This window comes from Dokdonella sp., assembly GCF_049593775.1.
GTDB lineage: Bacteria > Pseudomonadota > Gammaproteobacteria > Xanthomonadales > Rhodanobacteraceae > Dokdonella.
On record NZ_JBAWHJ010000396.1, the window covers coordinates 1 to 10058 of the forward strand.

The window sequence follows — 10058 nt, forward strand, 5'->3', positions numbered from 1 at the left end:
ATGCAGACTTCGAAAGGCACGATGGAAGCCGGGGCACTGGTCATCGCGACCGGCGGCCTCTCGATTCCGCGCATGGGGGCCAGTGGTTTCGGCTACGATCTTGCCAGACAGTTTGGTCATACGGTGCTGCCCACTCGCGCAGGGCTCGTTCCGCTGACCTTGAGTGGCAAGCACCAGGAGCGCCTGCAAGACCTGAGTGGTGTCGCCCTGCCCGTGGAGAGCCGCTGCAACGGACAGGAGTTTCGCTCAGACATGCTGATCACCCATCGTGGCATCAGCGGACCGGCCATACTCCAGATCTCGTCCTACTGGCAGCCTGGTGATGATCTGCGCATCAACCTGTTGCCTGACACTGAAAGCTTCGAGCTGCTGTGTTCGCAGCAGCGTGAGCGACCCGCCGCGGAGCTGAGAACGGTGCTGTCGGACTTCCTGCCAAGGCGATTGGCTCTGCGCCTGTGCGAGCACTGGTTGACCAGCAAGCCGATGCGACAGTTGGCCGAGAGTGAACTACGCGATATAGCTGCTCTGCTCGACGCCTGGCCTGTCGTGGCCAGCGGCACGGAAGGCTACCGCACCGCCGAGGTCACCCTGGGTGGCGTCGACACCGACGAACTTTCCTCAAGCACGATGCAGTCCAAACGCATCGATGGCTTGTACTTCATCGGCGAAGTGATGGACGTGACGGGTCATCTTGGCGGCTATAATTTCCAGTGGGCATGGGCATCGGGACGGGCCGCCGGCGGAGCCGTCTGAGTTTCGACAACCTTTTCCAATCCAGTAGCCTTGACCGGCCGCCTGCACGGCACCTGCAACCGGGTCGACCAGTTGCGGCATCACCAACCCTTGAACCGCGAAAACCATGCTGCGCCTGACCGAAATCAAACTGCCCATCGATCATGCTCCAGATGCTTTGCCGGCTGCGGTCCGCGGGCGGCTCGGACTGGCCCCCGACGATGTTCTTGAACTCAGCATATTCAAGCGCGGCGTGGACGCCCGGAAAAAATCTGCCATTTCCTTTATCTACACCCTCGATGTCCAGACAAGTCGGGATGCCGAGCTGCTAGCGCGGTTCGCTGAAAACCCGCATGTCACGACAACACCGGATACGTCATACCGTTTCGTCGCCGACAGCAGTTCGCCCGGGGTCAAACGCGCGCATCGACCAATCGTGATCGGTACCGGGCCTTGCGGAATCCTGGCCGCGCTGATCCTCGCGCAAATGGGCTTGAGCCCACTGGTACTTGAACGCGGCAAAGCCGTGCGCGAGCGAACCCGCGACACCTGGGGCTTCTGGCAAAAGGGCATTCTGGATCCGGAATCCAACGTGCAATTTGGGGAGGGCGGAGCCGGTACATTCTCCGACGGAAAGCTCTATAGCCAGATCAAGGATCCGCTGCATCACGGCCGGAAGGTGCTTGCCGAATTCGTCAAGGCTGGTGCTCCTGAAGAGATCCTGTTTGTCAGCAAGCCGCACATCGGTACCTTTCGCCTGGTCAAGATGGTCGAGCACATGCGCGCAACGATCGAGTCCCTGGGCGGTGAATTCAGGTTTTCAAGCAAGGTCGATGCCCTCGATATCGAGGAAGGCAGAATTCGTGGCGTGCGGCTGGCAAGCGGCGAGGAGATCCGTTCGGATCATGTGATCCTGGCGGTCGGACACAGCGCACGCGACACCTTCGAGATGCTGCATGACTCTGGCGTCTACATTGAAGCCAAGCCATTCTCGATTGGCTGTCGCATCGAACACCCGCAATCGATGATTGATCGGGCGCGCTATGGCCCCAGCGCAGGCCATCCCCTGCTCGGCGCAGCCGACTACAAACTGGTCCATCACGCAAGCAATGGCCGTGCCGTCTACAGCTTTTGCATGTGCCCTGGTGGCACGGTGGTGGCGGCCGCGTCGGAACCCGGCCGCCTGGTCACCAATGGCATGAGCCAGTACTCGCGCGATGAGCGCAATGCGAACAGCGCGATCGTCGTCAGCATCACGCCAGACGATTATCCTGGCCATCCGCTTGCAGGCGTCGCGTTCCAGCGGGCCTGGGAAGAGCGAGCATTCGCACTCGGCGGATCCAGCTACGAAGCACCCGGACAACTGGTCGGCGATTTTCTTGTTGGACGCGCCTCGACGAGCCTGGGTGTCGTTGTTCCATCCTACAAACCTGGCGTGCATCTATGCGACCTCGCCACTGCCCTGCCCGATTTCGCGTTGCTGGCGATGCGCGAGGCCCTGCCGGCATTTGGCAAGCAGCTGCGCGGATTTGACAAGCACGATGCCTTGCTCACTGCAATTGAAACCCGGACTTCGTCCCCGATCCGGATCAAGCGCAACGACAAGGGACTGGAAAGTCTGAATACGCGCGGCCTGTTTCCGGCGGGCGAAGGTGCAGGCTACGCTGGGGGCATCCTTTCGGCAGCCGTCGACGGCATCCGTGTTGCCGAGGCCGTGGCCCTGTCGATGCTGGCCGGCGATTCGCTCCCTTGAGTTTGCAGTTCAGGCACGATTCACGGGAGCGACAAGCGCATCGGCGGAGAGGCCCACAAACGCCAACCGCACATGAACGCCCGAGGACCAACTGCCACAAATCGTGTTGATCGCGTGCAGAATGGCTGATCCTCTGTCAGCGGATCCCGCCATGTCGGTCAACGGCAATGAAGAAAACGCTCGGAAAGAACCGGTGGCATCGGTGAATGACGATTCAGGCAAACCGCCTTCTGATAGCTCGAAAGATACTTCGGCGTCCTCAAGCCCGGCGTTGAATCGGGCCATTCGCGAATCCCAGCTCGACCTCAATTCCAGGATTCATCGACTTCTCGGAATCCTCGTCATCGGCGGCGGACTGTATACCTGCTACTTCGCTGCAGAACTCATTCTCCCCATCCTGCTGGCGCTGTTTCTCGCGCTGTTGTTGAGTCCCTTGATGAAACGACTTTCCAGTGGCTGGTTGCCGCGCTGGATTGCTGCACTCCTGCTGATCCTTATCTCCGTCTCCTCGGTTGTAGGAATCGGAAATGCCCTGTACACCCCTGCTTCCGAGTGGGTCGCGAAGGCGCCCAAGGTCATGCGCAGCGTGACTCCCAAGCTGAAATCGCTGATGCGCCCGATCACGGAAGCCAACAAGGTCGGTGAATCACTCAGCGAAATCACCGGTGAAGGCAAGTCCGGGAACAAGACGGTCGTGGTGCAGGCTCCGCCCAAGGCCAGCCTGCTGTCGACAACGCCGCGCGTTCTGGCGAGCGTCCTGGCAGTCGTGCTGCTGACCTACTTCTTCCTGCTCTACGGCGATACGGTTCTGCGCAGGACCCTGATGATGCGATCGACCTGGGAACAGAAACGGATCACGGTCGATATCGTGCGCTCGATCCAGAACGATCTGTCACGCTATTTCCTGACCGTGTGCAGCACAAGCATCCTGCTTGGCGTTGCCACTATCGCCTTGCTCTGGGTGCTCAAGGTCGAGAACCCATTGCTGTGGGGTGCCTTGGCGGCGCTCCTCAATCTCACGCCGTATGTGGGGCCGCTGATCATGGTGGGCTTGCTCAGCATGATCGGATTGTCGCAATTTCCAAGCCTTGGAGAAGCCTTCCTGCCGGCTGCCGGCTACATGGGTCTGCATCTGCTGGAAAGCCAGATGGCGACGCCGCTGGCGCTTGGACACACCATCAACCTCAACCCTCTTGCCATCATTCTGTGGCTGATGATCTGGGGCTGGATGTGGGGCATTCTCGGACTACTCCTGGCAGTACCCATGCTTGTCTGCCTGAAGATCATCTGCAGCCGGGTGGAAGGATTGCAGGGCTGGGCGGTGATGCTCGAGAAATGACGGGACATTCACGAATTCAAGACTCCGCTCTGGATGATCGGGCGCGTTCGGCCGGGTTTGTTGCAGTGACACGAATCTGAAACACGACGGGCACATCATCGCAATCTGACAATCTCGATTCAGGGCCCTCACGCTGATGCGCACACTGTTCGTTCTTGCCTGCTTGCTGGCATTGGCCACCCAGAGTGTTGCCGCAAGACAGCCATATGCGGAACTGGAAAAGCGCTTCAGCCAGGAGCAGATGCACGCGACCGGCCTGGACACGCTTTCCAGCGAGCAGTTGAAGCTGCTGAACGGACTTGTCGATGTCGAGATCGCGAAGATTGTCGAAGCCAGGATCGATCAGGTGCGCAAGGAATCGGCAAGGCCGGAAACAACCGAGCTTTCCGGATCCTCGCCTCGGTCGTCCAATTTCGTTGGTCTGGAGGAGGAGCCGATCCGGAGTCGCCTCGTGGGACCCACTTCCGGCTGGGAGCCTGGCACGGTATTTCAGTTGGAAAACGGCCAGCAATGGAAAGTGCTCAAGGGCACCGTGAAGCTGCGCGAAACCCTGCAGGCGCCGCAGATCAAGCTTGTACCCGGCTTCGCTGGACGATGGTTCCTGCAGGTCGTCGAGGACATGCCCAAAGCCCGGGTCTATCGTATCGATTGATGCTGGAAGGTCCCAGACCGATTGACCTTGTCACCGGCTGGTCGTTTGCCTCAGCGTTCAACCGGTGAGTTGTCAGGATGCAGCCATCCTGATTCACCGTTCGCATAGTGTTCGTTCTTCCAGATCGGAACCCGCAGCTTGATTTCATTGATGATCCAGCGACATGCCGCGAACGCCGCGTCACGATGGTCAGCACTGGCCCCGACCCAGACCGCGAGATCGCCGATGGCGAGACTTCCGGTGCGGTGGATGGCGCGGACTCCACGCAAATCGAATCGCTCAAGGGCATCGACCATGATCGCCTCGCCCTCATTGCGCGCCAGCGCTGCATACGCCTGATAGTCAAGGCGGAGCACGGGACGCCCTTCATTGTGGTTGCGTACCCAACCTTCAAAAATCACACAGGCGCCGGCGGACGAATTGTTCAGTGCCGACTTTTCCGCCTGGTCATCAATCGTTGATTCGGATAGCAGGAACCGGCTCATCCTCCTGACACCGGCGGAAGGAACGCAATTTCGTCGCCATTTTCAATGCCATGACTCCAGTCGACGAAGCGTCCATTGATCGCGACCCGCAATCGCTCGCGCTTCATTTCCAGACCGTGCCGCATGCGCACCTCCTCATAGAGCGAGATGGCGTCAGTCGCATTGCTCTCCACCGCTTCTTCGGCACATCCCGCCCGGTCAGCCAGGCTGGCGAAATAGAGCAGTCGATAGATCATGATTTCAGGTGCCCTCCACTGACTTCACGTTTGCCGCCATGCTTCTCGATCAGGCGCACGCCCGTGATGACGATTTCGTGGCTGAGTGCCTTGCACATGTCGTAAACCGTCAGTGCAGCGACGCTGGCACCGGTGAGGGCTTCCATTTCAACCCCAGTCTTGTGGGTAATTGCCACTTCACAGCGGATGCAAAGCTCATCCGCCGAGACGAACTCGATCTCGAACCGACAGCTCTCGATAGCCATCGGGTGGCAGAACGGAATCAGTTCGTGTGTGCGCTTTGCGGCCATGGTCCCCGCAATGATTGCGGTATCGAGAACGGGCCCCTTGGCCGTGCGCAAACCCTCCCCTTTCAATACGGTCGCGATCTCGTCTGGAAAATGCACGCGCGCCTCGGCCACGGCGACTCGCCGACTGGCCGTCTTGGCGGTGACATCGACCATGCTCGGCCGTCCATGCGTGTCGATATGGGTCAATTCACTGGGCATTGGGTGTGCAGTCCTTGATGCAGAATTCGTAATTTGAAGGCAGGCAGCCCTCAGCCGCCAATCTCGTACATTTCGACGCGTTCGCGCGATGGCGATCCTGCGACGCCGCGAATCTCGCTGTAGCGATCATCGCGCGCGGACCAGATGGCCCCGATCAACGTGGCCAGTTCCGCATCATTGGCTCCGGCTCGCATTGGCCCGAGCAGGTCATGGCCATTGTCGGCAAACAGGCAGGTGTACAACCGCCCATCCGCGGACAGGCGTGCACGCGTGCAATCGCCGCAAAACGGTTCGCTGACCGAACTGATGAATCCAATCTCGCCAGCGCCATCTGCAAAGGACCAGCGTTGCGCAACTTCGCCACCATAGTTGGCAGGCAGCGGGTGAATCGGCCAGCGTGCGTCAATGCGTGAGCGCAATTCTGCACTCGGCACGACCCGATCCTGCTTCCACTCGTTGCAGGTTCCGACATCCATGTATTCGATGAAGCGAAGTACATGCGCACTGCCTCTGAAGTGTTCCACCATGTCGAGTACCTGGTCGTCATTGACGCCACGCATCACCACGCAGTTGAGTTTGAGTGAGCCGAAGCCGGCACGAGTAGCGGCATCGACGGCAGCAAACACCTCGCTGACTTCGCCGCGCCCACCCGATAGCTCGCGATAAGTCGTTTCATCGAGACTATCCACGCTGATCGTGATCCGGTTCAGCCCCGCCTGATGCAGTGCCCGAGCCGATGCCGGCAGCAGGCTTCCATTCGTTGTCATGGCAATATCGTCGATGCCGTTGATCGCTGAAAGCTGACGGACCAACTCCGGAAGCTCGCGACGCAGCAGAGGCTCGCCGCCGGTGAGGCGCAACTTGCGCACTCCCAATTCAGAGAACAGGTTGGCCAAACGCACGATTTCTTCAAAGCGCAGTCGATTCGCCTTGCTCAGGAATCGATGGTCGCGCGGATAGTCATCTTCCGGCATGCAGTAGGGACACCGGAAATTGCAGCGATCAATCACCGAAATGCGCAAATCATTCAGCGCTCGCGACCGCCGGTCCAGCGGCATGGCATGCTTGACCTGCAGCGGGATCCGACCTGCCATCAGCCTGGCATCCCCGGTTCGAGGATGACCGACTCATGCGGCGAAGCCAGGGCCACGCCCTCGCCACGATCGGCGACCCGGTATCCGCGTTCGCGCAGTTTTCGCGCTTCATCCACGGACCCGTAGTGATACAGGATCAGGCGATCACGCAGTCCTTCGGGATATTCGCGTTCGATATCGTCGATCCCGCTGTGTGACGGATTTCCCTGCCAGACGCAATCGTGTGCAACCAGTTCACCCGAGCCTGCGTGGCAGGCCAGGATCTCGGGTATCGGACGCGTATCTCCGGTCCAGACCATGCTTGCGCGCAAAGAAAGTCCGAAGGAGGTCATGGGTGCATGGTGCCGGGTCGGGAATACGTCGAACCAGACGTTTCCGTGCCAGAACCCGCGACTGCACGGAACCAGCTGGAATGCATCCCAGAAATTCGCCCCGCCCTCGGCCAGTACCTCCGGATAGTCGGCGACACGCGATTGCAGAATCGGAATCAGTGCAGCATGTGCGTAGAGGCGAAGCTTTCCGCGCAACTCATGGTTGAAAAACGTGGAAAAGAACAGACGCTCCAGTCCGCCCACATGGTCCATGTGCGCATGGGTCAGGAAAATCGCCGCAGGCGCCTGCTCATAGCGCTCAAGATAGGCGGTGAGCGCGTCCGGGCCGCAGTCGATCATCAGTAGTGGTTGCCCGTCATTCTCGATGACAGCGCAGGCGGAACCGAGCTCCACCGCATGGGCATTGCCTACCCCGAGAAAACGAAGGGCCAGGTTCATCAGCGTCCCCCGCGCGCGTAGCGATCAGACAGGCTGCGATGGTAGGCAGCCAGCATCGGGTGCCAGAAAACCGACTCGAATTCTGGCAATACCTTGGCCGCTTTCAGCTTGCGCAACGAGCGCAGCAGCCGATCAAGATTACCCTGTTGCCAGGACATGGCCGGTTTGCGCAATCGACAGCGATCGAAATCAATCAGCCAGACCTTGCCACCAGCATCAACGAGAATATTGTGTGCATTGAGATCTGCATGCCACAACCCATGGGCATGAAAACCCGCCAGCATCCGACCCACCCTGATCGCCAGGGCGGCATCAAGATCGCGTGCGGCAAGGCGCACGGCCAAAGTGCGCGAGCCGGGAATCTGGCCAGTGATCAGATCAGCCCGGTAGACGAGTCCTCTACGCGTGTAGCGTGCCATCAGGGGCGACGGAACCGGCAAGCCCGCCTCATGCAACTTGGCGAGCAGTCGAAATTCCTGGAACGCACGCGTGCGATTGCGTCCGCTCCACAGGTAACGCTCCTTGTTGAAATTCGACACGAACCCGCCGCGCCGGTAATGCCGCAGCACACAGGCGCCGAAAGGAGCATCAAGGAAGTAGACACTGCCCCGCCCACCCGCATCGTCGGGTGCAGCGTGTGCATCAGTCGACTGCTGGAACCACTTTTCCTCGGCCACCGGCATCTGTGCAGCGTCGAACAGAATCGCGCCCGTTGCGGTGGGTTGGACCTGAGCCTTGATCATGACGCCATGGGTTTCCGGGCAGGGGTTTGGTGCGGATTGCGTTGAAGTTTAACAGCCTGTCGGGCCGTGCCAGGCCAGTCTGCCAATCCGCTTGTGGAACCGTATTGCCTTCGATTCGCGCCGCATGACGCAAGCAGCGATGGCAATGCCGTCAAAAGGCCTGGATCAACCACCCGATTTCTCGCCAGCCGGGCTGGTTGCTGGAACGCCGCGTGGCTGCTGCCAGATGCCAGAGGCTGATATGAAGGCTCGATCGGGCTGGTTGAGCTGTCCTGGGGCGAATCGCCGCGAGGTTCCGTCGATGCCTTAGCGAGATCGGCGTTTGCCTGCGACAATGGCGGATTGCCCTTTGATGAAACCGGATTCCGGATCCGCATGCGAAATCGCTCCGACACCCTGCCCCCCGACCCCCCAGAGTCCGTTTGCATCCTGCGTACTTCGGCCATTGGCGATGTCACCCACGTCGTACCCCTGGTTCATACGCTGCAAGCTATCTGGCCGACCACCCGGATCACCTGGTTGATTGGTCGACTGGAATACAAGGTGGTCGGTGACATACCGGGCGTCGAATTCATCATTTTCGACAAGGCTGCACGGCGCGAGGGCTTTCGTGCCGTTCGCGCGAAATTGGCAGGGCGGCACTTTTCTGTGCTCCTGCACATGCAAGTAGCCCTGCGCTCGAACCTGTTAAGTCTTCTGGTCAAGTCACCGCTTCGCATCGGCTACGACCGTGCGCGCTCAAAAGATCTCCATGGACTCTTCATCAACTGTCGGATTCCCTCGCGCAAGGGCGAGCACGTGCTGGATGCGATGGCCAGCTTCCTGGAGCCTCTTGGTATTCGCCAGGAAAACGTGCGCTGGGACATACCGATTCCAGCCGAGGCAGAGGCGTTCGCTGACAGGCACCTGCCCAAGGGCAAGCGAATCCTGTTGATCAGTCCAACCTCGAGTCATCGACTACGCAACTGGCGCCCGGAGCGCTATGCGGCTGTGGCCGACTATGCGGTCCGTGAACTCGATTGGCGGGTCGTTTTCTGCGGGGGGCCCAGCGCTTTCGAGCGTGAATTCGCAGACAGCATTTTCGCCCACATGCAGACCCATTGCATTGACCTGACTGGCAAGGACACGCTCAAGCAATTGCTTGCGCTGCTGCGTCGCGCTGACCTGGTGCTGGCTCCCGACTCTGGGCCGATGCACATGGCGAACGCCGTCGGTACACCCGTGCTGGGACTGCATGCAGCGAGCAACCCCAATCGCTCAGGACCCTATTCCGACCGCCAGTGGTGCGTCGATCGCTACGACGCCGCTTCGCGCAAGTTCCGCCGCAAGCCGGCCGACGAACTGGCCTGGGGGAGCAAGCTCGAGTACCGGGACGTCATGGATTTGATCGAGGTAGACGACGTACTGGAAAGGCTTAAAAGCTTTGCATATCAAAGTGATAGCAGAACTATTTAATGTGTGTTATCTGAATGGCGCAGAAACGCCATGAACGGATTTGATGGTCAGCTCCAATGGCGGCCGTCACCATTCGCCCATGAACTCCTATCTGCAATCCCTGTGGCGCTACGGATCCGGTTTCGATGCGTGGCGCCTGTATCAGTCGATACCTGCATCAAGGCCGCAAAGCCTCCGACCCGACCCAGAACCTCGCGCCGCTACGGGCCGTCGTCTGGAACTCGGCGGTGACCTTGAGGTTTTGATCCGCCCGATCCGGCCGGATGATGCTGCCGCCATGCAGCGTGCCTTCAAACGCCTGACGCCTGACC

11 protein-coding genes and 1 pseudogene are annotated in these 10058 nt (G+C 59.8%); 6 read left to right on the forward strand and 6 right to left on the reverse strand.

Annotated elements, in window-relative coordinates:
* From WBP53_RS13545 to WBP53_RS13560, 4 genes are all read left to right on the forward strand, one after another.
* Positions 1-753: NAD(P)/FAD-dependent oxidoreductase (locus WBP53_RS13545; protein ID WP_423929786.1), on the forward strand; the 753-nt coding region annotated here is incomplete at its 5' end.
* Between the two features lie 106 nt (positions 754-859).
* Positions 860-2485, forward strand: coding sequence for an NAD(P)/FAD-dependent oxidoreductase (locus WBP53_RS13550; RefSeq protein WP_423929788.1), 1626 nt, complete (start codon positions 860-862; stop codon positions 2483-2485).
* Between the two features lie 121 nt (positions 2486-2606).
* Positions 2607-3824 carry an AI-2E family transporter gene (locus tag WBP53_RS13555; RefSeq protein WP_423929789.1) on the forward strand — a complete coding sequence of 406 codons (1218 nt, stop codon included), beginning with the start codon at positions 2607-2609 and terminating at the stop codon, positions 3822-3824.
* A 136-nt stretch (positions 3825-3960) separates the two neighbouring features.
* Positions 3961-4476, forward strand: a complete 516-nt coding sequence (locus WBP53_RS13560; protein WP_423929791.1) for a hypothetical protein — start codon at positions 3961-3963, stop codon at positions 4474-4476.
* Between the two features lie 50 nt (positions 4477-4526).
* Here the strand turns inward: WBP53_RS13560 and WBP53_RS13565 are convergent, their stop codons facing one another.
* From WBP53_RS13565 to WBP53_RS13590, 6 genes are read right to left on the reverse strand one after another with little or no spacing between them, the layout of a single operon-like run.
* Positions 4527-4961 (reverse strand): molybdenum cofactor biosynthesis protein MoaE, encoded by a 435-nt coding sequence (locus WBP53_RS13565; protein WP_423929793.1) that lies wholly within the window; start codon positions 4959-4961, stop codon positions 4527-4529.
* Complete coding sequence (locus WBP53_RS13570) at positions 4958-5197, reverse strand: MoaD/ThiS family protein (protein ID WP_423929795.1); 240 nt, start codon at positions 5195-5197, stop codon at positions 4958-4960. Before WBP53_RS13570 ends, WBP53_RS13565 begins: the two co-directional genes overlap by 4 nt.
* Complete coding sequence (gene moaC / locus WBP53_RS13575; protein ID WP_423929797.1) at positions 5194-5685, reverse strand: cyclic pyranopterin monophosphate synthase MoaC; 492 nt, start codon at positions 5683-5685, stop codon at positions 5194-5196. The genes WBP53_RS13570 and moaC overlap by 4 nt, the downstream gene beginning before the upstream one ends.
* Positions 5686-5735: 50 nt before the next feature.
* Entirely contained in the window at positions 5736-6779 is a 1044-nt protein-coding gene (gene moaA / locus WBP53_RS13580; protein WP_423929798.1) for a GTP 3',8-cyclase MoaA, read from the reverse strand.
* Entirely contained in the window at positions 6779-7549 is a 771-nt protein-coding gene (locus WBP53_RS13585) for an MBL fold metallo-hydrolase (protein ID WP_423929800.1), read from the reverse strand. Before WBP53_RS13585 ends, moaA begins: the two co-directional genes overlap by 1 nt.
* The gene (locus WBP53_RS13590; protein ID WP_423929802.1) at positions 7549-8292 is read right to left on the reverse strand and encodes a 3-deoxy-D-manno-octulosonic acid kinase; all 744 of its coding nucleotides are present in this window, start codon (positions 8290-8292) and stop codon (positions 7549-7551) included. Before WBP53_RS13590 ends, WBP53_RS13585 begins: the two co-directional genes overlap by 1 nt.
* A 375-nt stretch (positions 8293-8667) precedes the next feature.
* Here WBP53_RS13590 and WBP53_RS13595 point away from each other — a divergent pair, with 375 nt between their 5' ends.
* Together WBP53_RS13595 and WBP53_RS13600 are read left to right on the forward strand one after the other, a co-directional pair.
* Complete coding sequence (locus WBP53_RS13595) at positions 8668-9747, forward strand: glycosyltransferase family 9 protein (protein ID WP_423929804.1); 1080 nt, start codon at positions 8668-8670, stop codon at positions 9745-9747.
* Between the two features lie 79 nt (positions 9748-9826).
* A pseudogene (locus WBP53_RS13600) lies at positions 9827-10058 on the forward strand (hypothetical protein); the annotation flags it as partial.

Excerpts from the sequence above, each read along its gene's own strand:
- WBP53_RS13565 (WP_423929793.1), bottom strand. The coding sequence starts at position 4,961 with ATGAGCCGGTTCCTGCTATCCGAATCAACGATTGATGACCAGGCGGAA.
- WBP53_RS13585 (WP_423929800.1), bottom strand. The coding sequence starts at position 7,549 with ATGAACCTGGCCCTTCGTTTTCTCGGGGTAGGCAATGCCCATGCGGTG.
- moaC (WP_423929797.1), bottom strand. The coding sequence starts at position 5,685 with ATGCCCAGTGAATTGACCCATATCGACACGCATGGACGGCCGAGCATG.
- WBP53_RS13560 (WP_423929791.1), top strand. The coding sequence starts at position 3,961 with ATGCGCACACTGTTCGTTCTTGCCTGCTTGCTGGCATTGGCCACCCAG.
- WBP53_RS13595 (WP_423929804.1), top strand. The coding sequence starts at position 8,668 with ATGCGAAATCGCTCCGACACCCTGCCCCCCGACCCCCCAGAGTCCGTT.
- WBP53_RS13550 (WP_423929788.1), top strand. The coding sequence starts at position 860 with ATGCTGCGCCTGACCGAAATCAAACTGCCCATCGATCATGCTCCAGAT.
- WBP53_RS13590 (WP_423929802.1), bottom strand. The coding sequence starts at position 8,292 with ATGATCAAGGCTCAGGTCCAACCCACCGCAACGGGCGCGATTCTGTTC.
- WBP53_RS13555 (WP_423929789.1), top strand. The coding sequence starts at position 2,607 with ATGGCTGATCCTCTGTCAGCGGATCCCGCCATGTCGGTCAACGGCAAT.
- moaA (WP_423929798.1), bottom strand. The coding sequence starts at position 6,779 with ATGGCAGGTCGGATCCCGCTGCAGGTCAAGCATGCCATGCCGCTGGAC.
- WBP53_RS13570 (WP_423929795.1), bottom strand. The coding sequence starts at position 5,197 with ATGATCTATCGACTGCTCTATTTCGCCAGCCTGGCTGACCGGGCGGGA.